The sequence below is a fragment of the Paraburkholderia sp. Ac-20336 genome (assembly GCF_017105025.1).
Lineage (GTDB): Bacteria > Pseudomonadota > Gammaproteobacteria > Burkholderiales > Burkholderiaceae > Paraburkholderia.
The window spans coordinates 14,162-37,988 of sequence record NZ_JAAGPS010000034.1; the positions used below are offsets into that span (position 1 = coordinate 14,162).

The 23,827-nt window shown below is 65.7% G+C and carries 14 protein-coding genes; 5 read left to right on the forward strand and 9 right to left on the reverse strand.

Annotated features, from left to right (window positions below; genetic code table 11):
* Nucleotides 1-420 precede the first annotated feature (420 nt).
* Nucleotides 421-1,617 carry an enoyl-ACP reductase FabV gene (fabV, locus tag GXB81_RS13000; RefSeq protein ID WP_205989328.1) on the forward strand — a complete coding sequence of 399 codons (1,197 nt, stop codon included), beginning with the start codon at nucleotides 421-423 and terminating at the stop codon, nucleotides 1,615-1,617.
* A 213-nt stretch (nucleotides 1,618-1,830) separates the two neighbouring features.
* Here fabV and GXB81_RS13005 read toward each other — a convergent pair whose 3' ends face one another.
* Nucleotides 1,831-2,454, reverse strand: coding sequence for a glutathione S-transferase (locus GXB81_RS13005; protein WP_205989329.1), 624 nt, complete (start codon nucleotides 2,452-2,454; stop codon nucleotides 1,831-1,833).
* Nucleotides 2,455-2,708: 254 nt separating this feature from the next.
* Here GXB81_RS13005 and GXB81_RS13010 point away from each other — a divergent pair, with 254 nt between their 5' ends.
* Together GXB81_RS13010 and GXB81_RS13015 are read left to right on the forward strand one after the other, a co-directional pair.
* Complete coding sequence (locus GXB81_RS13010) at nucleotides 2,709-4,964, forward strand: hypothetical protein (RefSeq protein ID WP_205989330.1); 2,256 nt, start codon at nucleotides 2,709-2,711, stop codon at nucleotides 4,962-4,964.
* Between the two features lie 296 nt (nucleotides 4,965-5,260).
* Nucleotides 5,261-5,626, forward strand: coding sequence for a hypothetical protein (locus tag GXB81_RS13015; RefSeq protein ID WP_167038166.1), 366 nt, complete (start codon nucleotides 5,261-5,263; stop codon nucleotides 5,624-5,626).
* 203 nt (nucleotides 5,627-5,829) lie between these two features.
* Here GXB81_RS13015 and GXB81_RS13020 read toward each other — a convergent pair whose 3' ends face one another.
* The 8 genes from GXB81_RS13020 to GXB81_RS13055 form a co-directional block, all read right to left on the reverse strand.
* Complete coding sequence (locus tag GXB81_RS13020; RefSeq protein WP_205989331.1) at nucleotides 5,830-9,123, reverse strand: autotransporter outer membrane beta-barrel domain-containing protein; 3,294 nt, start codon at nucleotides 9,121-9,123, stop codon at nucleotides 5,830-5,832.
* A gap of 393 nt (nucleotides 9,124-9,516) precedes the next feature.
* Complete coding sequence (locus GXB81_RS13025; protein ID WP_167038170.1) at nucleotides 9,517-9,882, reverse strand: metalloregulator ArsR/SmtB family transcription factor; 366 nt, start codon at nucleotides 9,880-9,882, stop codon at nucleotides 9,517-9,519.
* Nucleotides 9,866-10,327 (reverse strand): SRPBCC family protein, encoded by a 462-nt coding sequence (locus GXB81_RS13030; protein WP_167038172.1) that lies wholly within the window; start codon nucleotides 10,325-10,327, stop codon nucleotides 9,866-9,868. The genes GXB81_RS13025 and GXB81_RS13030 overlap by 17 nt, the downstream gene beginning before the upstream one ends.
* 143 nt (nucleotides 10,328-10,470) lie before the next feature.
* Nucleotides 10,471-11,838, reverse strand: coding sequence for an MFS transporter (locus GXB81_RS13035; protein ID WP_205989332.1), 1,368 nt, complete (start codon nucleotides 11,836-11,838; stop codon nucleotides 10,471-10,473).
* Nucleotides 11,839-11,999: 161 nt separating this feature from the next.
* Entirely contained in the window at nucleotides 12,000-16,244 is a 4,245-nt protein-coding gene (locus GXB81_RS13040) for a bifunctional nitrate reductase/sulfite reductase flavoprotein subunit alpha (protein WP_205989333.1), read from the reverse strand.
* A 14-nt stretch (nucleotides 16,245-16,258) separates the two neighbouring features.
* Nucleotides 16,259-16,612, reverse strand: coding sequence for a nitrite reductase small subunit NirD (gene nirD, locus GXB81_RS13045; RefSeq protein WP_205989334.1), 354 nt, complete (start codon nucleotides 16,610-16,612; stop codon nucleotides 16,259-16,261).
* A 111-nt stretch (nucleotides 16,613-16,723) separates the two neighbouring features.
* Nucleotides 16,724-19,273, reverse strand: a complete 2,550-nt coding sequence (nirB, locus tag GXB81_RS13050; protein WP_205989335.1) for a nitrite reductase large subunit NirB — start codon at nucleotides 19,271-19,273, stop codon at nucleotides 16,724-16,726.
* 473 nt (nucleotides 19,274-19,746) lie between these two features.
* Nucleotides 19,747-20,628 carry an MOSC N-terminal beta barrel domain-containing protein gene (locus GXB81_RS13055; RefSeq protein WP_205989336.1) on the reverse strand — a complete coding sequence of 294 codons (882 nt, stop codon included), beginning with the start codon at nucleotides 20,626-20,628 and terminating at the stop codon, nucleotides 19,747-19,749.
* A 379-nt stretch (nucleotides 20,629-21,007) separates the two neighbouring features.
* Between GXB81_RS13055 and GXB81_RS13060 the strand changes: the two genes are divergently transcribed.
* On the forward strand, nucleotides 21,008-21,412 hold the full coding sequence (locus GXB81_RS13060; RefSeq protein WP_167282838.1) for a heme-binding protein: 405 nt from the start codon (nucleotides 21,008-21,010) through the stop codon (nucleotides 21,410-21,412).
* Between the two features lie 91 nt (nucleotides 21,413-21,503).
* Nucleotides 21,504-23,678: a malate synthase G gene (locus tag GXB81_RS13065; RefSeq protein ID WP_205989337.1), complete on the forward strand. Its 2,175-nt coding sequence runs from the start codon at nucleotides 21,504-21,506 to the stop codon at nucleotides 23,676-23,678.
* Nucleotides 23,679-23,827: the final 149 nt, after the last annotated feature.

Below are 23,827 nucleotides of genomic sequence, written 5' to 3' on the forward strand. Positions count from 1 at the left end.
AGACCGGTTGCTGTGGGACGACGGGGTGACCGGGATCCTGGGCCCATTGAGGATGATCGGTAACTCGCGGCATTTGCGGCATTTGCGGCGGAATGCGGGAGCGCATGGAAATCTCCGAAAAAGGTGCACGGATTCGGCAAACCGAACATAAAGGATGGTGTCTGTAGTGTCGCGCTCGACTATGCGTGACATATCCGGATACCGAAGATTGGTTGCGGAATGCGAATCACGCTTCGAAACGGCATAGGCCTTTGGCCTGATGGTTCGCACGTCCGCACGTACGGACGGTTCGGTTGAGGCTGCCCGGCGCTGCGCGGAGTGGCAACACGCGCTGCACCGGCGCCGACCCGCCCCCGCGCGAATGCCCGGCCACGGCGGCGGCGCCACTATAATGTCGGCAATTCCGACAAGAGGTGCTTCATGATCATCAAACCGCGTGTGCGTGGCTTCATCTGTGTATCGACCCATCCGACCGGCTGCGAAGCCAACGTCAAGGAGCAGATCGAGTATGTGAAGGCACGCGGCCCCATCGCCAACGGCCCGAAGAAGGTGCTCGTGATCGGCGCGTCGACGGGCTATGGTCTCGCCGCCCGCATCAGCGCCGCGTTCGGCTCGGGCGCGGCGACGCTCGGCGTGTTCTTCGAGCGCGCCGGCAGCGAAACCAAGTCGGGTACGGCCGGCTGGTACAACACCGCGGCGTTCGAGAAGTTCGCCACGGCCGAAGGCCTGTACGCGACCAGCATCAACGGCGATGCGTTCTCCGACGCGGTGAAGGCGCGCACGATCGAAGCCATCGAGCGCGATCTCGGCCAGGTCGATCTCGTCGTCTATAGCCTCGCCGCGCCGAAGCGCCAGCATCCGAAGACGGGCGAGGTATTCAGCTCGGTGCTCAAGCCGATCGGCAAGGCAGTGAACCTGCGCGGCATCGACACCGACAAGGAAGTCATCAAGGAAACCATGCTCGAACCGGCCACGCCGGAAGAAATCGCGCACACAGTCGCGGTGATGGGCGGAGAAGACTGGCAGATGTGGATGGACGCGCTGGCCGAAGCCGGCGTGCTCGCCGACGGCGCGAAAACCACCGCGTTCACCTACCTCGGCGAGAAGATCACGCACGACATCTACTGGAACGGCTCGATCGGCGCGGCCAAGAAGGACCTCGACCAGAAGGTGCTCGGCATTCGCGAAAAGCTCGCGGCCAAGGGCGGCGATGCACGCGTCGCGGTGCTGAAGGCGGTCGTCACGCAGGCCAGCTCGGCGATCCCGATGATGCCGCTCTATCTGTCGCTGCTGTTCAAGGTCATGAAGGAAAAAGGCACGCACGAGGGCTGCATCGAGCAGGTCTACGGCCTCTACAAGGACAGCCTCTACGGCAGCCAGCCGCATCTCGACGACGAAGGCCGTCTGCGTGCCGACTACAAGGAACTCGATCCGCAGGTGCAAGGCCGCGTGCAGGAACTGTGGAACCAGGTGACCAACGACAACCTCTACGAACTGACCGATTTCGCCGGCTACAAGAGCGATTTTCTGCGTCTGTTCGGCTTCGAGATGAAGGGCGTCGATTACGACGCGGACGTCAACCCGGACGTGCAGATTCCGAATCTCGTGCAGGTTTGATGGAGCGAGGGCGCGGAGTCGAGCTGTCGATTCCGCTCCCGGTGTTGCGTTCCGGTTGGTCTCGTCCCTACTGCGGTTCTTCGCCGCGCTCGCGGTGTGGCTGCATGCGGTGTGGCTGCATGACCCGCTCTGCCACCTCATGCAGTACATCGCGCGCAGCACACCTCATGCAGTACACCGTGCGCCGAAAACCCAAGCGTAAAAGCTTGCCAATCAAGGCGTGCCGTTGCGGCAATACGCGCGATAACCGTCCCGCCCGGCCAGCCGCGCCATATACGCGGCGAGCGCCGGAAAATCGTCATGCCGTATCGGCGTGTCGAGCCAGCGATTGGCCGACAACGCGATCGGCACATCCGCGAGCGAAAACGCCTGCCCCGCGATATACGCGCCCGTGCGTTCGAGCTGCTGCTCGACGATCCCCATATGCTTCGCCCAGTTCGCGCGTGACAGTTCGATCTGCCGCGGGTCCTGATGCTCGGGCGAGCGCCGCACGAGCGCCAGAAACGCGTAGCTCCACGAACGATTGAGCTCGCTCGCCTGCCAGTCGATCCATTGATCGCAACGCGCGCGCTCGCACGGATCGGCGGGATAAAGCCACGCGCCGCGATAACGGTTGGCGAGGTAGCGGATGATCGAATTCGACTCCCACAGCACGAAGTCGCCGTCGCACAGCACCGGCACCATCGCGTTCGGATTCAGCGCGCGAAATGCGTCGACCTCGGTCGAGCGAAAGCCCGAGCCCCAGTCTTCCTGTTCGAACGCAAGTCCGAGTTCCGCGCAGGTCCACAGCACCTTGCGCACGTTGATCGAGGTGGTCTTGCCGAGTATTCGCAGCATGGGTTGTTATGGGTGGAGCGAGGTTGAGCCGATGGATTCGGATTATCGTCCGTAATTTCGCGACCAGGGAAGAACGAAATCGTCAGGAGGCCGACTATCGCTGCCAGTCTTTTTCGCAACGATAGTCGACGAGCCGTATGTTCACATCGAGCACTGCATGAGTCTGCGTGCAGGGTCCGCGATCTTTTCCGATCGTCAGGCCGGAGTGGTGATGGACAGGCCGTTTGTCCCACTCCCCAACCCGACATCCGATCATGCCCGAAATCCGCACCTCCTCCTCCCGTTTCAGCGATTCCAGCGCAGCCGCCAGCGTGCTCTCATCCGGGCACGACAACGACGTTCAGGACGCGCGACGAACGACGACTCCGTCCGTCCAGCCCCGAGGATCGCAGGACGATCGTTTCTCGCACCTGCCTGCGCGCAGCACCAGCAGGAAGAACAGTGCGAGGTCGCAAGACCCGGCGCAGGACACGGCACAGAACTCGGGCGACGCGACGAACTCGGGCCCGAGTTCGAACCCGAGCCTGGCCACCGCCAACAGGCCGCGCGGGTCGTTGCCTCTGTCCGGCCGGGAACGCTCCTCGACGGAGGCCGCGACGCCGGCTGCCACCGGTGCGAGCGCCGGCACGGCGCCCGAGATCGAACTGCAGAATATGTCGACCGGTCAGCTCGCGCGCCTCGGCCATGAAGAAGCGCAAACGATGCTGAGCAACCTCGACGATCTGTCCAGGACATTGACGGATTCGCTGCGCGACATCGGCAAGATGCACGGCCGTGTGAGGGCGGCGTTGAACAAGGCGGATCGTGCCGTCCCGCACGACACCCAGATCCGGCATCTTGAAGAGGTCCAGCATTGGATATCCATGATGCAGTTGCAAAAACAGGGGCTGGACCACTTGCGCGACCACCTGACCCAGTCCCTGGGGTCCGGCAAGGCCGACACGGCGAAGAGTCGCAGCTGGACCGAATGGCTGAAGTCCACTCCGGTGCAGAAAGCGATCGCCGCCGCGGAAGTTGCCATCGCGATGGGGTTCAAGTTCGGTGCCTGGTACGGCGTGGAGGCCATCCTCCCGGGCAAGGCCAGCGCGTTCGAAACCACCGCCAAAACCGCCTTGCTGGTCACGCAGCGCATCCTGCTATCCCTGACCCTCGCCGGGGTCGGCGAGTACATCCCCGGTACCGATGGGCCGAGGCGCTGGGCCAAAGCCGGCGGAGATATCAAAACGATCCAGGGATTCGGCCAGGCCATCGATCAGCTCATTACACTCGCCGGGCAATTCGGAACCAATGCGGCGAGCGGACAGGCCGCCCCCTCGTTCGGGCAGATCGCCGGCTTCGGGCTGGTTGGGCTGGGCGGCGTGCTGCAGACGGGCGCGCTGAACAAGCCGGTCCTCGGCGCCATCGGCCATCTGCGCGGCGGCAGCGATAAGGCCGGACAGCCCATCGAATTCGTCAATACCGACGAGCTGAGAGCGGCCCAAAGCCAGCAGGCACCCGCCGGGGCTCTTCCGATCGAAGCATCCGACATCGACCTGGAAGACGGCCGCGGGCTCGTGACGCAAGGCGGGCGCGGTAATACCGATGTGAATACCCTGATTAATGACTTGTGGACGAGTCAGGTCCCGGCCATGCAGGCGCACATCGTCCGGGCCTTCGACTCCATGTCCGGCGTGCATCGGGCCCTCACCGCCCCGGCCGGATCGGCGCAGGACATCGCCGAGGCGGCGGCAATGGAAACCAGCCGGGCCATGTTGCAGTCCGTCTCGCCCCACGATCACGAGGCGCAGATGGAGAAATTCAAGCAGGACCTCGATTCGATCCGGAAGGCGGCGACTGACGTGAGCAACAGCCTGCCCAAGAACGACGGACTGCGGGCCCAGATCGAGACGGTGTTCCAGGATGCGACAAAGATGGCAGAGGCGGTGACCAAGGCGTCGAAGAACCTCACGACGCACGAGACTGCGTTCCTGCGCGGCATGACCAGCCTGGGCGCGACCGGCCTGCTGCTGAGCTTCATCGGGCCGCCCACCGGCAACCAGTGGCTGTCGAACGTCAACAACCGCGCCGCGATCGCGGGCCTGACGTCCTCTATCGGGCAGAACCTCGCCAACCTCGGCCAGTTCCTCGGCGGCGCGAAACCCGAGGACGGGCGTTTGATGCGTGTTCTGAAAATCGGCCTCGACAGCGAGAACGACAACCCGGTCCTCCAGTTCGCCAAGGACTGGGGACGCAACACCCGGTTCCTGCCCATCGAGTTCGTGCCGCTGACGATCTCGACGACACTCGCCGAAATGGGCAGCAAGCTGAAGGGCCAAATTCCCGAGGCTCCGCTGAAGGCCACCCCGTCGGTCACCACCGACCGGCTCATGATGGAAGCCCTGAGAATGGCGCTCAGCAACGCCTTCATGGTCTTCCGGCTCGGCCACAAGCTGGAGTGGCACCACTACGCGGCGATGGCCTCCACGTTCGCCGGCGCGGCGACGGCCTTGGGGACCGAGTTGCGCGGGTAGTCAGGCCTCGTTGGGCCGCGGGGTTTCGGAAAAAGGACTTCGGAAAACGGCAAACAAGGCACACGAGGCCATTCCGGGCAGGCTATTTCGAGCGGCAAACGCGGGGCTCATCGGCCTTGCGAGCCGCGCATTCCCCGCTCCTACCCTGGCCCGCGGCCATGCTGCGCGCCAGGGTAGGTCAGGAATTGCCGCCCGGGAAGAGCGCGTGCTAATGTTTGATTAAAGCGTTTGATGAAAGCCGGGGATGGCGCAGCGCCGTCCTCACCGGGAAGCCATTTACCGCAGCGAGCGTCGCCATGAGTGATGTACGCCAACATCTGAGTCCCCGTGACCGCCTCGAGCTGTTGTGCTGGCTCACGTGCGGAAGCCTCGGCGCTTATTATCTGAACGAAGACTGGCCCGACGCGGCGTTTCACGTGCAGTCCGCGCACAAGTGGCTCGATCGCCGCGCACGCGAAGCCGACTGGCTTTCTATCGCGAAGCTGTCGGCCACCGCGGTCGAAATCGCGCGGCGCCACGCGCGCTTCGTCGAGGCCGACTGGGCGCGCGATGCGGTCGAAGAAATTCTCGATACCGACGAAATCGACCCGCAAGCCCGGCTGCTCAAACAGGTGCTGGCCGACTGCCAGAACGCGCTCGCGGACAAGCGGCTCGCAGACTAGCCTCCCCTGGAAGCGGAGCCCTCCCGGCAGGGCTCCCGGCATCGGTCCCGCGTCCCGCTCCCTCTTCCCGGTCACGGGTTTCAGTCCTGCGGTTTCAGCCCCGCAATCCAGTCCCTGGCCTCAATCCCCGCTTATCAGAGCCCCTCGGGTCGAAGTTCCCTCAAGAGGCCCCTTCATGCACGCTCACGCATGTTCACGCACGCTCACCACGCCCAGCGCACGCCGGCGTCGCCGCCGATCACGCGCTGATGCTCGCCACCGAGGTTGGTCAGATAGCTCGCGGTCACGAATACGCTGCCGCGCTTCGTCAGTTGCGCGACGACGCCCACGCCGACCTGCCCCATGGTCTGCCCCACCGGCGTGCCTAGCGTCGTCACGCCGCCGAAGGTGGTCTTGTCGTCGGCGCCGAACGAGCGCAGCACGTTCATGCGCAGATACGGCTTCCAGTTGACGCCGTTCGCGTCGAATGCCCATTGCAGGCGCGCGCCGAGGCGGCCGAGGAAGGTGTTGCCGTTATTCCAGTTCACGTCCGAGACGCCGTCGTTGAACCGGCTCAGCCCGAGCCATTGCCACACCAGCTGCGCCTGCGGCTCCAGCGTCACGCCTTGCGCCAGCGCGATCGGCAAGCCCGCTTCGAGCGAACCCGTAAACGCGTTGCCGTCGGTCGAGCCGCCGATGCCGTCGGTCGAATGGGTGCGTACCGTGAGCGCGCTGCCCATCGCGACCGCATCGGTGTACCAGCCGCCCGCGCCGATGTGCGTCCAGTAGGCGCCGAGGTTGTACGAATTGACCTGCAGCGAGCCGGCATCGTAGTCGTACTGCTCCAGCGCGAGGCCGTTCACGCTGCCCACCGCGCGCGCGAAGCCGAGGAAGAAGCCATAGTGATTGCGCGAGCCGTCCGCGCGGGTGTCCGCGTAGAGGTCCTGGCCGACCTGCATGCCCCACACCGAGCCGTCGAACGAGGGCTTCACAGTGCCGCCCTGCGCGATATTGCTGTACGCCCCCCACGCGCGCGCCCATGCAGCGGGAACGCGGCCGTTTTCGGTCAGCAGGCCCTGCTCGCCCTGGCGGTCGTGGAAGGTGTCGATCTGCAGGAGACCCAATTGACGCGCCACGCTCGGCGCTTCCGTATAAAGCGGCACCTCGGTGCGGTAGACCGGCGTGCCCTCTTCGGCCTTGTCGACCTCGTCGACGATCGACTCCGGCGTGCCCGGCGCCGTGGTGATCGGCGGCTGGGTGGCTTCCGGAATCGTATTGCGCAGATACCAGTTGTCGCCCGTGCCGGCACTGACACCGCCTCTCGCGAGGTAGTACTCGTAGGCCCCCGCCTTGACGGTCCCGCCCGCGAGCGAGAACACGTTCGCGCCGGTGGTCGCGCCGTTCGCGGCCTGCACGACCTCGATGCCGTTGGCGAGCGTCTCGCCACCCGGGCCGCCGACGTTCGTCACGTTCAGCGTGCTCGCGCCGCTTGCCGTGCCGCCGCTGATGACGAGCCGGTCCGAGGGCGCGCCGTCGCCCGCCAGATAGGTGTTCAGTGCGATCGCCCCGTTCTGGCCGACATAGTTGCCCGCCACGGTCAGCGTATTGCCCACGCCGCTGCCGCCGAGCCGCACGAGCCCCGCATTGGTGAGATTGCCGTTGATCTGGAAATTGCCGATGGGGCCGCTCGCGAGACTGGTGATTGCATTCGCCACCGCGATCGTGCCGTTGTTCGTGACGTTGCCGTTCACGCCGCCATAGCCGCCGAGCGTCGCGCCCGTTGCGACTCCGACCGGCCCGCCGCCCGACAGCAGCGCGGCTGCATTGCCCGCGTCTCCCACGACCAGCGTGCCCGCGTCGACCTGGGTGCCGCCTGCGTAGCTGTTGGCGGTGCCATTGAGCGTGAGCGTACCGGTGCCGAGCTTCGTGAGCGAACCCGCGCCCGTGATGTTCTGCGCGATCGTGGACTGGAACCCCTGGGTGTCGATCGTGCCGTTGTTCGCGGTGATGGACAGCACGCGGCTGGCCGCCGGATCGAAGCTGGCGCCGAGTTGCAGCGTGCCGCCGTTGAGCGTCAGCGCGCCCGTCGCTGCGCCCAGTGCATTGTCGGCCGCGACGGAGAGCGTGCCCTGAGTGATCGTCGTGCCGCCCGAGTAGGTGTTGCCGCCCGCCGCCGCGGGTGCGAGCGTCAGCGTGCCCGCGCCGGTTTTCTCGACCGCCCCCGTCCCGGAGATGAGCCCGGTGTAGGTGCCGCCGCTGTCCTGCTGGAAGCGCACGAGCCCGTTGTCGGTCACCGAGAGCGGCAGGTTCGCCGCATTCGCCTGCAAGGTCGCGCCGCTATCGACGGTCGCGACGACCGTGGCGGTCGTCGTGCCGAGCGTGCCGGTCAGGTTCAGCGTGCCGCTCTGCACGAGCGCGGTCGCGAACGTGCCGGTGCCGGCCCACGTCCAGTCGGTGCCCGCCATCGTCAGGCTCTGGTAGTTCACGAACGCGTTCGACGCGGTACCGCTGCCTTGCAGCTGCACGGTATTGGCGCCGCCGCCGCCGTCGGCCGTGCCGATGATCTGCGAGCCCGTTTGCAGGATCAGCGAGTCGTTGCCGTTGCCGTTCTTGATGGCCGTGCCGCCGCCGCCCTGAATCAGGCCCGCGTTGGTGATCGTCGTATTGCCGTTGGTCGAGCGCACGCCGATACCGTTGTCGCTGATGATCTGGCCGCCCGCCTCGTTCGTGATGGTGGCCGTAAACGAGCTGCCGATCGTGTTCGACACCACCGCGTCGACGTTGCCGCTGCTCGATGCCGTGCCGGTGGTCCGAATCGTGCCGCTGTTGACGAGCGTATCGTTGTTGCCCTGCATGTAGACCGAAGTGCTGTCCCTGCCCGAGGCCGTCAGCGTGCCGCTGTTGTTGATGGTGCCGCTGCCGCCGAGCAATGACGCCGCGCGCGCGTTGCTGCCCGAGGTCGTCACCGAGCCGGTATTGATGAGCGTATTGCCCGACGCGCCGGTATTGCTTTGCCCCCACGCGGCCGTCATGCCGTACGAGTTCGCGCCGCTCGTGGTAATCGTGCCGTTGTTGACGAGCGTGTTGTTGTCGCCGTTCGCGGCGATGCCGTCGTTGTAGGCGCCCGTGGTCGAAATGACGCCGCTCGCGCCGTTGGTAATGGTATTGCCGCTGCTCATGCCGATCAGCATCGCGCCGCGATTCGCGACGCCCGTGCCGTTACCCGACAGCGAAAGATTGCCGTTATTGGTAATCGAACTCGATGTATCGACGGAAAACGGCGTGGCCGTGCTGGAGAGCACATAGCTGCCGCTCGCGGTGCTATCGAGATTGATCGTGACATTGGTGCTGCCCGTCATCGCCACGACGGACGGCACGCTCGCGCCGCTACAGGCGATGGTCGCATTGCTCGACGGCGACGTGTTGGGCGGCGAGCACGCCGCCCACGCGTAGACCGGCATGCCGCCGGCCAGGAACGCGCCACCCCACAGTCCCGCACTCCACACGTTGCGTTTCATTCTTCTTGTCCCTGAAGTTGAATATTTTGGCTTCCGGTTTATAGCATCCACTTACAAGATCGCAGGATGCGTAACGGATTATTCGTAAAATATTTCACCGTTGCAAATTTGTCTCTTTTTTTTGGCTCGCCAATCTGCTAGCTCGATGCCTCGGAGCCGGTGGCGTTCGGTGGGACTGTTTGAAAACCGCTGGCGCGGCCGATCCGGCGGGGCTCGGTGGTTGGGGCGTGAGCGGGCCGTGTCCGGGTTGTCGTTGCGTCTTGACCCCTTAAAAAATCCGGGGCGCATGTGGCGTCGTTCACGGGCTGTTGTATTTCGATTGAAAATCCCGTTTTAGAACCCGGATCTAAAAGGCGAATTCAACATTCGTCGCCCTTTAATCCGCCGCGCCATTCACGGTTCCACGGCGGCCTTCAGCTTCAGCAGCGCCTGATCCCATTGCTGCGAAATCGCGTCGAGCGCGCGCCGCGCCGCATCGAGATGCGCGGACTCGAACGCCCACAGGCGCTCGCGCCCTACCTTCACGTCGCGCACGAGGCCCGCGTCGGCCAGCACCTGCAGATGCTGCGTGACCGACTGCCGTGTGATCTCGGTGCCGGCCGTCAGTTGCGCGATCGACATCGCGCTGCCCGCGCACAGGGCGGCGAGCAAACGCAGACGCGTTTCGTCGCCGAGCGCCGCGAACACCGGCGCGCAGTTGCGCAGCGTCGCGGCCTTGAGGCCCGATCGCGCCGGCGTGGCCTTAGCCTTGGGCGACATGTCGTTCGATATTGCCCATCTGCTGCGTCCAACCGCCGTCGTTCAGACGGAACGCTGCCTCGCGACGCGCGAGCGGCAATCGATCGAAGCCCGATTCGACGACGCGCAGCAGCGTGCCGGAGCCGACCTCGCTCAGATCGAATTCGACCAGCGTGGTCGGCTCGGGGGTATAGTCGACGGCCATATCGACCGCGGCCGGATGCCAGCGCCACGACAGATGATGCTCGGGCTCGACGCGTTCGACGAACACGTCCATGACGAGATACTCGTAGCCCGGATAGGTGATGTGCCCTTGCACGGATTGTCCGGCGACGAACTGCTTGCCGGTCAGATTCACGCCGAACCATTGGCCGAATTCCTCGGCGTTCGAGAGCGCGCGCCAAACGCGCGAGCGCGGCGCATTCAGCAGAATCTGTTTTTCGATGCGATCGGTCGATGAGTTCATATGCAGCCTCCTGACTGCATATTAGAAACACGACCCGCGATATGCAAGTGTTTGGCTGCGCTTTTTTTGAGGCATCGCCATGAGAGCCTGCATCGGAGCAGGCCCTCTCCCGGCGCACGTTTCTCGGCACATTTCTCGGCGCGTTATTCGGCGACGTGCGTGTGCATGACGCCCGTGTGCATCGACCAGGCCATCCACGGCCGGCGCAGCGCGACGATCGCGAGGAACGCGCAGGCGGCCAGCGCGCCGAACGTCGCGAAGCCCATCTGATAGCTGCCCGTGCTTTCCTTGGCGATACCCATCACGACCGGCAGATAGAAGCCGCCGATACCGCCCGCCGCGCCGACGATGCCCGACATCAGGCCCGTGCGGCCCGCCCAGCGATGCGGCACGAGCTGGAACGTCGCGCCGTTGCCGAGCCCGAAAGCGACGTACAGGCACAGCAGCAGCGCGATGCCACCCGCGAGCGACGGCATCGCGGCGGCGAACACGAAGTCGCACACGGCGATGATCGCGAGCAGCACGGTCAGCGCGCGCACGCCGGACACGCGATCGGCGATCAGTCCGCCAAGCGGACGCACCATCGCGCCGGTCGCGGCGAGCAGCGCCATGAACAGACCCGCGTCGATCTTGCTCAGCTGATAGAGGCTCGTCAGCAGCAGCGACACATACGAAGACATGCCGACGAAGCCGCCGAACGTGATGCTGTAGACAAGCATGATGACCCACGTATCGCGCTCGCCGAGCACCGAGCGATAGCGCTTCGGCAGCACCGCGATCGCGAGCAAGGCGCCGATCACCGGCAACAGCAGCACGCCGCTCTTGCCGGCGCCGAACAGCCCCGCTTCGACGAACAGCACGAGCACGATCAGGCCGACGAGCGTTGCCGCGAAGCTGCCGAACGCGCGCAGCACGCTGCCGCTCTTGACGCCCGCGTCGTTGGCCCAGAAATACAGCGTGATCGCGGCGATCGCGAGCAGCGGCAAGGCACCGCCGGCGGCCATCTGCCAGCCATAGCGTGTCGCGAGTTGCGGAAACAGGAAGCCGTCGAGCACCGCGCCGATATTGCCGGCCGCCGCGAGTCCCAGGACGAGCCCCTGCACTTTCGGCGGATAGTTGCTGCCGGCCATCGGCAACGCCACCGCGAAGCTGGCCCCGCCGACGCCGAGGAACACGCCGAGCACGAGCAGCATCTCGTACGACGGCACCGTTTGCAACGACGGCAGCACGAGCGTCGGCACGGCCGAGAGCAGCACGCCCATCAGCGCAATGCGCTTGCCATGCGCGGACTGATAGAGATTGCCGAGCGTCACGCGCAGAATCGCCGCCGAGAGCACCGGCACCGCGACGAGCAGGCCCTGTTGCGCGGGCGTCATCGCGATGCTTTTGCTGATGAACGGTGCGAGCGGTCCATAGAGTACCCAGACGGTAAAGCCGGTGTCGAAATACAGAAAGCAGGCAACGAGTGCGCGCCAGTCTCCGCTTTTAAGAGAGTTCATCACGTTGTTCATCAGAGATCCTTATCAAACTGATTGCCTGTCGTCGAACGATCGGATTCGTTGCAGCGCGCGTCGATATGCGCGAGCTGCTCATTCCGCCGTCGCGCATGAATATGCAAGCCTCATGCCATGTGTGCCGGCGCGCTTGCGTCACGCTTCATGGCGCAGCGCGATCAATACACGTCGCGGGCGTAACGCTTTTCACGCGTGAGGCGGCTCACGTATTCGAGCGCCCTCTCCTCGCTCATGCCGCCGTGCGTCGCGATCACGTCCTTGAGCGCCGCGTCGACGTCGCGCGCCATCCGGTTCGCGTCGCCGCACACGTAGAAATGCGCACCGTCTTCGAGCCATGCCCACAGTTGCGCACCGTGCTCGCGCATGCGGTCCTGCACATAGACCTTGTCGGCCTGATCGCGCGAGAAGGCGACGTCGAGTTGCGTCAGCAGGCCGCTCGCGCGCATCGCTTCGAGTTCGTCGCGATAGTAGAAATCGCTTGCGGCATGCTGCTCGCCGAAAAACAGCCAGTTGCGACCCCGGTCGCCGCGTGCGCGCCGCTCGTGCAGAAAGCCGCGAAACGGTGCGATGCCGGTGCCGGGGCCGACCATGATCGCCGGCGTGCCGGCCTCGCGAGGCGGCCGGAAATGCGCGGATGTCTGCACGAAAACAGGCACGTCGGTCTCGTCGGCGCGGTCCGCGAGAAACGTCGACGACACGCCTTTGCGATGCCGCCGCCCATTGCTGTAGCGCACCGCCGAAACGGTCAGATGCACTTCGCCCGGATGCGCTTTCGGACTCGACGCGATCGAATAGAGCCGCGGCTGCAGGCGTTTGAGCACGCTCGTGAGTTCGGTTGCCGTGAGGCTCACCGGAAACTCGTGCAGCACGTCGGCAAGCTGCTGTCCCCATAGCCATTGCTTGAGATCGGCCTTGCGCGCGGGCGTGAGCAGATCGCGCAGCGCGCCGTCGCGGCTGCGTGCGGCGACAAACGCAAGCGCTTCCGGGCTCGGCCGCGCGATCTCGTAGTGCCTCGCGAGCGCATCGGCGAGCCGCATCTCGCCGAGCCCCGCGACCTGTACCGGCGCTTCCCGCGGCAGGCCGCTCAGCGTCAGCAGTTCGTCGACGAGCTCGGGGCAGTTGCTCGGCCACACGCCGAGCGCATCGCCGGCTTCGTATTCGAGGTTCGCCTCGGCGGTATGCAACGACACGTAGCGCGTGTCCTTCGCGGCGCCCTGCCGGTTCAGGCGCAGATTGCCGACGAGGCGCGAGGCGGCCGGCCGCGCTTTCGTCGGCACGATGCCCGGCACCACCGCGTTGATCATGCCGCCCGGCGGCACCGCATGCAGCGCCGCGTCTTCTTCCTTGATGCGCGCGATCACGCGTTCGAGCCACGCATCGGCCACCTCCTGGTAGTCGGTATCGCAATCGACGCGCGCGGCGAGACGCAGCGCGCCCTGCGCGGCGAGCCTTTCGTCGAGCCGGCGGCCGTGGCCGCAGAACGGGTCGTAGTTGCGGTCTCCAAGCGCGAGCACCGCGAAGCGCACGCCGTCGAGCCTGGGAGCCGTGTCGGCCTGCAACTGCGTCCAGAAGTCCTGGGCGTTGTCGGGCGCGTCGCCGTCGCCGAATGTGCTTGTCATCAGCAGCACGTATTGCGCCTTCGCGAGCGTCGCGAACGGATAGTCCGCCATGCACGCGGTGCGGATTTCAAAGCCTGATTCCATCAGATGCGTCGCGTAGCGCTCGGTCAGCGATTCGGTGTTGCCGGTTTGCGAGGCCCACAGCAAGGTGACCTTCGGACGCGCGCGGACGATCCGTATATTGGGCGCGCCGGCTTCGCGCGGTTCCGCGCCCCGCGTCGCCAGTGCGCTGCCGGTCAATGCCGCGGACGAAGCGGTGTTCGTCATGCTGCGGCTATAAAGACCGGCGAGCAAACCGTCGACGTAACATCGCTTCGCGCTGTCGAACGGCGCGCTGCCCGGCAGCACCGGCACGCTCTCGATGCCCTGCGCTTCGGCCGAACGCAAGCCGCTCACGAAGCCGGCCAGATACGCATGCTCGGCCTCGCTGAGCGACGGCGCCGGCTCGGGCCGCAGTTGCAGCAGGCTCGTGAGGGCTTCGATACGGGGCATGGGTAGGTCCTTGGCGCTGGCGGTCGGCGTTGCTGTGTGTGCATCCGCACAGGCTTCGGCAGAGGCATCGGCAGAAGTCTTAGTAACGGCCTCGGCGCGGCGCTCGAATGCGTCCGCAACGTCATCGGCGCTGACCGGAACCGTCACCGGACTCAACGCCACCGCGCAGCATTTCAGTTCGGGTTGCTGAGAAATCGGGTCGGTCGCATCGTTCGTGACCGCGTTGATGCAGAGGTCGTCGCCGAATACGTCGTTCCAGTGCATCGGCGCAAAGCACTGGCCCGCGCTGACGCGCTCGGTCACGACGGCCGGCAGGACCGCGCGGCCCCGGCGCGAACGGATCTCGACCGGGTCTTTCGCGCGAATGCCGAGCGCGGCCGCGTCGTCGGGATGAATCTCGACGAACGGACCCGGGTTCAGCTTGTTGAGCATCGCCACCTTGCCGGTCTTCGTCAGCGTGTGCCATTGATGCTGCACGCGGCCCGTGTTCAGGACGATCGGGAATGCGTGGTCCGGCAATTCGGCCGGGGGCGCATAGGTCCGCGCGAAAAACTTCGCCTTGCCGCTCGCGGTCGGAAACGCGAGACGTGGACGGGAGCCATCGGCGGCGAGCCGCAACGTTTGGCTCACACCGTCGTTCAGATAACGAACCGGATTGCGCGAGTCCGAATCTGCGGAAGCCAGCGGCCATTGCAGCGGCGTGTCCTTCAGGCGGCGATGGCTCGCGCCGCGCAGGTCGTAGCCGGTTGCCGGATTCGACGCGCGCGCGATCTCGTCGAATACTGCGTCGGCGCTCGCATAGGTGAACGCATCGGCAAAGCCCATTTCGCAGGCGACGCGCGCGATGATCTGCCAGTCGGGCAAGGCCGCGCCCGGCGGTTCGAGCGCCTTCTGCATCAGCGTCAGATTGCGCTCGGAATTGATCATCACGCCTTCGGCCTCGGCCCACAGCGCGCCGGGCAGCAGCACGTCCGCGTAACGGTTGGTCTCGGTGTCGAGGAACGCGTCCTGCGCGATCACGAGTTCGGCCGCACGCAGACCGGCGATTGCGTTCTGCCGGTTCGCGAGACTCGCCACCGGATTCGTGCAGATGATCCAGCACGCCTTGATCTCTCCCGCCGCCATCCGCGCGAACAGGTCGATCGTGCCCGTGCCCGCGTCGGGTTTCAGCGTGCCCGGCGCAATGTCCCAGAGGTCTTCGACAAACGCGCGGTCCTGCGCGACGAGCGCCGAGCGCTGCCCCGGCAAGCCGGGCCCCATGTAGCCCATTTCGCGGCCGCCCATCGCATTCGGCTGCCCCGTCAGCGAGAACGGTCCGCTGCCGCGCCGGCAGATGCGCCCGGTCGCCAGATGCAGATTGCAGATCGCGTTCGTGTGCCAGGTGCCGTGCGTGCTCTGATTGAGGCCCATGGTCCAGCAGCTCATCCACTCTTGCGCCGCGCCGATCATCTGCGCCGCACGGCGGATGTCGTCGGCCGCGAGGCCCGTGATGCGCGCGACGTTCTCCGGCGTGTAGTCGGCGAGAAACGCGGGCATCGCGTCCCAGCCTTCGGTGAAGGCGTCGATAAACGCGGCATCGGTCGCGCCGTTTTCGTGCAGCAGATGCAGCAGGCCGTTGAGCAGCGCGAGATCGGTGCCGGGCTTGATCCGCAGAAACAGATCGGCTTTCTCGGCGGTCGCGTTGCGGCGCGGATCGACGACGATCAGCTTCGCGCCCGCCTTCACGCGATCCATCATGCGCAGAAACAGAATCGGGTGACAGTCGGCCATATTCGCGCCGCTCACGAAGAACAGGTCCGCGTGATCGATGTCGTCGTACGAACCGGGCGGCCCGTCCGCGCCGAGCGACAGCTTGTAGCCGCTGCTCGCGCTCGCCATGCACAAACGCGAGTTCGACTCGATGTTGTTGGTACCGATAAAGCCCTTCGCGAGCTTGTTGACGAGGTACTGCGCTTCGAGCGACATCTGTCCCGACACGTAAAACGACAACGCATCGGGACCGTGTTCGTCGAGCAGGCGACGCAAGCGCGCCGCGGTGCTGCTGAGCGCCTGCGCCATCGGCAGCGGCACCGGGTCTTCGCCGCGCGCGCGGCGCACGAACGCGCCTTCGAGGCGGCCCGATTGACGCAGCGCGATGTGCGCCGACTGCCCTTTCGTGCAGAGCCGGCCGAAGTTGGCCGGATGCTCGCGGTCGCCGGAGATCTTCACGACCTGGCCGTCCTCGACGTGCAGCACCATGCCGCAGCCGACGCCGCAATACGGACACACGGTTTTTACGTTCGTGGCGGACATGCGCGAATTCCGCGTCAAACCGCGACCCACACCTGGCCGTTTTCGACGCGCGCGGCGAAGGCGCTGACCGAATACAACGGCGTCTCGATGCACTCGCCCGTGCGCAGATCGAAGTGGTGCTTGTAGATCGGCGACGCCACGACGATGCGCTCGCCGACACTGCCGACCAGCCCGCGCGACAGCACCGCCGCATGCGAACCCGGATCGAAGTTATCGATCGCGTAGACGGTGCTGTCGTCCGCGCCGTCGTCCACGTGAAAAACCGCGACCTGGGCGCCGTTCACTAGGGCGCAGACGCCGGTGTTCGGCACGATGTCGTCGAGTGGGCAGATCGCGGTCCAGGGGCGCGGCAGGCAGTCGTTTTTCATGGCTCGGGTCCTCGTTGAAAGATCGTCGAACAAGCGGGAAAGCTACGGGCGAACAGCGGGCGAACAGTAGACAAACAGCGGAATAACAACGGAACAGCAGCAGCGGCGCCGTCAAACCGTCTCGGCAACCACCGGAATAACCGGCCTCTCGCCGAGCCGCGTCTGCCGCTCGGCTTGCGTCGCCGGCCGGATCTGGCCGCGTTGCTCGACGAACGCGACATGGCCGTCGGCTTCGCTGCTGTTGACGAAATGGCGAAAGCGCTTGCGCGTCTCGGGATCGGTGACAGCCTTCTTCCATTCGCACTCGTAGGTGTCGATCACGTGCTGCATCTCCGCTTCGAGTTCGGCGGCGACACCGAGGCGATCGTTGACGATCACGTCGATCAGATAGTCGAGCCCGCCTTCGAGGTTGTCGCGCCACACGCTCGTGCGTTGCAGACGGTCGGCGGTGCGCACGTAAAACATCAGGAAGCGGTCGATATAGCGCACGAGCGTCGCGTGATCGAGGTCCGCCGCGAGCAGTTCCGCGTGGCGCGGTTTCATGCCGCCGTTGCCGCACACGTAGAGATTCCAGCCCTTCTCGGTCGCGATCACGCCGACGTCCTTGCCCTGCGCTTCCGCGCATTCGCGCGTGCAGCCCGAGACGCCGAACTTGATCTTGTGCGGCGCGCGCAGTCCCTTGTAGCGATTCTCGAGTTCGACCGCGAGGCCGACCGAATCGCCGACGCCATAGCGGCACCACGTCGAACCGACGCACGACTTCACGGTGCGCAGCGACTTGCCGTACGCATGGCCCGATTCGAAGCCGGCTGCGATCAGCTCTTCCCAGATCGACGGCAACTGCTCGACGCGCGCGCCGAACAGATCGACGCGCTGGCCGCCGGTGATCTTCGTATAGAGGCCGTATTTCTTCGCGACCTGGGCGACCGCGATCAGGCCATCGGGCGTCACTTCGCCGCCCGCCATGCGCGGCACGACGGAGTAGGTGCCGTCGCGCTGGATGTTGGCGAGGTAGTAGTCGTTGGTGTCCTGTAGCGACGCGTGCTCTTTCTTCAGCACGAATTCGTTCCAGCACGAGGCGAGAATGCTCGCGACGACCGGCTTGCAGATATCGCAGCCGAGCCCGTGACCGTGCTTCGCAAGCAGCGCGCCGAAACTGCGCAGACCCTCGACGCGCACGAGGTGATAGAGCTCCTGGCGCGAATACGGAAAGTGTTCGCAGAGGTGGTTGTTGACCGCGAGCCCCTGCTTCTTCATCTCGGCTTTCATCACCTGCGTGACGAGCGGCACGCAGCCGCCGCACGACGTGCCAGCGCCGGTCGCGCTTTTCAACGCGCCGATATCGGCCGCGCCCGCGCAAACGGCCGCGCACAACGCGCCCTTCGAGACGTTGTTGCACGAGCAGATTTGCGCGGCAGCCGGCAAGGCCTCGACACCGAGCGCCGGTTTCGCGTTGCCGTCCGCTTGCGGCAGGATCAGGAATTCGGGGGCTTCGGGTAGTTCGATACGGTTCAGCATCATCTGCAGGAGCGTGCCGTATTCGCTCGCGTCGCCGACCATCACCGCGCCGAGCAGATGCTTGCCGCAACCGGACACGACGAGCTTCTTGTAGATCTGTTTGCGTTCGTCGCTGAACTGCCAGGTGCGGCTGTCCGGCGTATTGCCGTGCGCGTCGCCGATGCTCGCGACGTCGACGCCCATCAGCTTCAGTTTGGTGCTCATATCGGCGCCCGCGAAAGCGGCGGCCGTGCCGAGCAATTGCTTCGCGACCACGCGCGCCATCTCGTAGCCGGGCGCGACGAGCCCGAACACCTGGCCGTTCCACAGCGCGCATTCGCCGATCGCATAGACGTGCGGATCGCTCGTGCGGCAGGTATCGTCGATCGCGATGCCGCCGCGCGCACCGAGTTCGAGCCCGCAGGCACGCGCGAGATCGTCGCGCGGACGGATGCCCGCGGAAAACACGATCATGTCGGTGTCGAGATGGCTGCCGTCCGCGAACTGCATGCGATGCGTGGCCGCTTCACCGTCGACGATCGCCGTGGTGTTCTTCTGCGTGTGCACGGTCACGCCGAGGTCTTCGATCCGGCTGCGCAGTACGCGCCCGCCGCCCTCGTCCACCTGCACCGCCATCAGACGCGGCGCGAATTCGACCACGTGCGTTTGCAGGCCCATGTCGCGCAGCGCCTTCGCGCATTCGAGACCGAGCAGGCCGCCGCCGACCACGGTGCCCGTCTTCGCGCGCGCCCCGCATTCGCGCATCGCTTCGAGATCGTCGATGGTTCGGTAGACGAAGCAATCGGCGCGCTCGCGGCCCGGCACCGGCGGCACGAACGGATACGAGCCCGTGGCGAACACGAGCCGGTCGTAGGGCAGCGTTTCGCCGCCGGCGATCGTCACCGTGCGCGCGGTGCGATCGACCGCGACGACTTGCGCGTCGAGCTTCAGGCGGATGCCGTGGCGCTCGAAGAAACCGGGCTCGACGAGCGAGAGATCGTCGGCGGTCTTGCCCGCGAAAAATTCGGACAGATGCACGCGATCGTAGGCCGCCCGCGATTCCTCGCCGAGCACCGTGATATCGAGGCTGTGCGCGCCGTCCTGCGCGAGGCATTCGACCAGCTTGTGGCCGACCATCCCGTGACCGATAACGATGATTTTCATGAGCGCGATGTCCTTGAGTAGCTGGCGATGCTTAACGCAAAGGCTGTGCCAATCGCGCGAAACCTGCGCTCAAGGTGCGTTTGAGCACCGTGCGGTGGGACTTTGCGCCGGATCGGGCGTGTCCGGAAGAATGGGCTGAGGCGATGCGTTCCGAGGCGGCCAGGCACAGCGATGGTGCGACGCAGCACTGTGCGCGTGCGCGATACGAGCCTGCATGCGGGGGGAGTCAGGGCGAGTTCCGGGAGCGAGCACGGGCTTCGGCAGCCCGGCAATCTCGTTGTGATGCGGATCGGTGACGCAGTGGGGAAAAGTAGCGGGCGACCTACCGGCTGCTCGATGGGGCATGCATTGACGCCACGCTCATGCAGTCAACAGCAGCGGCAGCGACCGCACATGCACATGCACATGCACATGCAGTTAGAAACACCCAGCCATCCCGCACGGGTTCAACCGGGCAACGCTGATCGCACCGCTCAATCGCCAAACCCCAACTCCGCCTCGATCCGCTGCCCGACCCGCAGCCATGCGCCGCTGCCGCTCGCGACGAGCGCGTTGTTGCCGAACGTGACCGCGCCGTCGAAGCGCGTGCTGCCGCGATAGCCGAGCATCGTATCGGTCGGCTCGTTCGGCCAGTCGGGATCGGGCGCGCCGCGCGCCTGATCGATGGTCGGCATCGGGCAGCGCGTGCATAGCTTGACGAGCCGCAACTCGACGCCCGCTTCGCCGTGCGCCTGCGCCTCGGCGCTTAGCGTCTCCACATAGTCCTCCTCGTAGGCGTCGAGTCCGTCGAGCACGATGTTGGGCCGAAAACGGTCGATCCCGATCGACGGCGCGCCCTTGCCGTTCAGGCGCGCATTGAGGTCGTCGAGCGAGGCCTGGCCGACCACCAGCAGCGGAAAGCCATCGGCGAACAAGGTCGTGGCGCCGCCGACGCTCGCGGTGTAATCGCCATCGACGCTGCGCTCGCGCGCCGGATCGAAGCGCAGGAGCCGCGCGGGCTGCCCCAGAAAGTCCGTAAACCACGCGGCGGTTTGCGCGCCGGTGTCGAGGCCGTAGACCGCATCGCGCCACACCACGGTCTCGACCTTCGGCGCGGCGCCAAGCCGCGCGGCATCGAGCGGCGTGCGCAACTCGCTCATGCCGGGCGCGCGAATAATCAGTTCCTGCGCGCCGATCTCGACGCGAATCAGCGCCATGCGCGGATACGCGCGCTGCGTGAGCATCGCGCCGTGCGGGTCGGTGACCATCCAGCCGCGGTCGTATTCGAGGCCCGTCGCGAACAGCCGCGCCGCGTCGAGCGCAATGCCCGCGCAGGATTTGATCGGATAAACAAACAGTTCGCGGATGGTCGGCATGATCGGTACGGCGCGTGAAAAGCGCGTTTTTAAGGTCGAGAGGCGATTGTAAGACGCCGCGCATGCGGGCTTCCAGTAGCGCCGAAGCCGGTGTGCGTCGTGTGCGGGAGGCCGGGGTTGTCGGGCGCGGCGCCGGCGGCTTGCCTCGCGCCCAGGGAAGCCGCCGTATCGCCCCGGCGCGCTTGGACGTAAAATCCCCGGGCATCACGCGCGCGGGAAGGCCGCCGGAAGGCGCCCGGATCGAGACCCGACGCCGCCGAGAGGCCCCCGAGGGCCCACGCCCGGCCCTCATCGCGCGCCTCGGCAACGCCGCCGCGCCGCTCACCGGACAAGAAACCGTTAGACGCTTCCCTACCCTCACCGAGACAGGACAATCATCATGCTGAGCAAAGCCGTATTGAGCGTGGCCGACACGACCCGCATTCTCGACGCCGCCCGCGCGGAAGCCGAGAAAAACAGCTGGGCCGTCGCCATCGTGGTCGCCGACGACGGCGGCCATCCGCTCGCGCTGCTGCGTCTCGACGGCTGCGCGCCGGCGAGCTCCTACATCGCGACCGAGAAAGCGCGCACCGCGGCGCTCGGCCGTCGCGAGACCAAGGTGTATGAGGACATGATCAACAACGGCCGCACCGCGTTTCTGAGCGCACCGCTGCTCGGCACGCTCGAAGGCGGCGTGCCGGTCATCGTCGACGGCCAGGTGATCGGCTCGGTCGGCGTGTCGGGCGTCAAGTCGGAGCAGGACGTGCAGATCGCGAAGGCCGGCATTCAGGCGCTCGCGGTCTGACGCGAGTGCGTAGAGCAATCCCGTAGTGCAATTTTGTCAAGCCCGGACCGGTGCCCCCTCGCCGGTCCCATTCAAACTGATGGAGCAGTCGATGACCCAGATGAACCCGCGCGGCGCAATGCAGGTCGCCGCCAATCTCGACCAGTTCGTCGAAACCGAAGCCCTGCCCGGCACCGGACTCGACAGCGCCGCTTTCTGGTCGGGTTTCGACGCCCTCGTGCACGAGCTGGCGCCCAAAAACCGCGCTCTGCTGGCCGAGCGCGACCGCCTGCAAACCGAACTCGACAACTGGCATCGCGCCAATCCCGGCCCGGTGCGCGATCTGCGCGCGTATCGCGCGTTTCTCGAAAGCATCGGCTATATCGTGCCGGTGCCCGCCCAGGTCAAAGCGACGACCGACCACGTCGATAGCGAAATCGCCGAACAGGCCGGCCCGCAGCTCGTCGTGCCGCTGTCGAACCAGCGCTATGCGCTGAACGCGGCGAACGCGCGCTGGGGCAGCCTCTACGACGCGCTGTACGGCACCGACGCGATTCCCGAGACGAACGGCGCCGAAAAACGCAAGGACTTCAACCCGGTGCGCGGCGCGGCCGTGATCGCCTATGCGCGCAAGTTCCTCGACGAAGCCGCACCGCTCGCGAACGGCTCGCACGCCGATGCAACGCGTTATGGCGTCGAGAGCGGCCAGCTCGTCGTCACGCTGAAGAACGGCACGAGCGCGCTGAAGACGCCCGGGCAGTTCATCGGCTATCAGGGCGAGGCAAGCGCGCCGTCGTCGGTGCTGCTCAAGCACAACGGCCTGCACTTCGACATCCAGATCGACGCCAACGACGCGATCGGCAAGACCGATGCCGCGCACGTGAAGGACGTCGTGGTCGAAGCGGCGGTCAGCACGATCATCGATTGCGAAGACTCTGTGGCGGCCGTCGATGCCGACGACAAGGTGCAGCTCTATCGCAACTGGCTCGGCCTCATGAACGGCGACCTGACCGAAGAGGTCACGAAGAACGGCAAGACCTTCACGCGCCGCCTGAACGAAGACCGCGTGTACGTCGCCGCGAACGGCGCCGCGCCGGTCGTGCTGCATGGCCGCTCGCTGCTGTTCATTCGCAACGTCGGCCATTTGATGACCAACCCGGCCGTGCTCACGAAAGACGGCCACGAAATTCCGGAAGGCATTCTCGACGCGGTCATCACGACGCTGTGCGCGCTGCACGACCGTAACAACAAGCTCAATTCGCGCACCGGCTCGATCTATATCGTCAAGCCGAAGATGCACGGCCCGGCCGAAGTCGCGTTCGCGAGCGAGCTGTTCGCGCGTGTCGAAGACCTGCTGAAGCTGCCGCGCAACACGATCAAGATGGGCATCATGGACGAGGAGCGCCGCACCAGCGTGAACCTGCTCGCCTGTATCGCCGAAGCGTCGGAGCGCGTCGCGTTCATCAATACGGGCTTCCTCGATCGCACCGGCGACGAGATGCACACGGCGATGGAAGCGGGCCCGATGATGCGCAAGGGCGACATGAAGTCGAGCCAGTGGATCGCCGCGTACGAGCGCAGCAACGTGCTGGTCGGTTTGAGCGCGGGCCTGCGCGGCCGCTCGCAGATCGGCAAGGGCATGTGGGCGATGCCGGACCTCATGCACGCGATGCTCGAACAGAAGATCGCGCATCCGAAGGCCGGCGCGAACACCGCATGGGTGCCCTCGCCGACCGCCGCCGCGCTGCATGCGCTGCACTATCACCAGGTCGACGTGCAGGCGGTTCAGCAGGAACTCGAACGCACCGACTATGCGAGCGTGCGCGACGAACTGCTCGACGGCCTGCTGACGATTCCGGTCGTCGAAAAGGCGCAGTGGAGCGACGCGGAAATCCGCGCCGAGGTCGACAACAATGCCCAGGGCATTCTCGGCTACGTGGTGCGCTGGATCGACCAGGGCGTCGGCTGCTCGAAGGTGCCGGACATTCACGATGTCGGCCTGATGGAAGACCGCGCGACGCTGCGTATTTCGAGCCAGCACATCGCCAACTGGCTGCATCACGGCGTGATCCAGCGCGAGCTCGTCGAGGAGACGTTCCGGCGCATGGCGAAGGTCGTCGACGGCCAGAACGCGGGCGACCCGCTTTACCAGCCGATGGCGCCGGGCTACGACACGATCGCGTTCAAGGCCGCGCAGGCGCTCGTGTTCGAGGGACGCCAGCAGCCGAGCGGCTACACGGAGCCGCTGCTGCACAAGTTCCGGCTCGAGGTGAAGCAACAGGGCTGATGCCGTTTCTGCCGGGACGAGGTTCCGGTAGAAGCATGGCTGAAACGTCGACGGGCGCTGCATGATGCAGCGCCCGTTTTTCATTTCCAGGTTACATTCGACGCGTTTGCGAATCTGCTCTTGGATGTGAATGCACGGCGCTCGTGTAT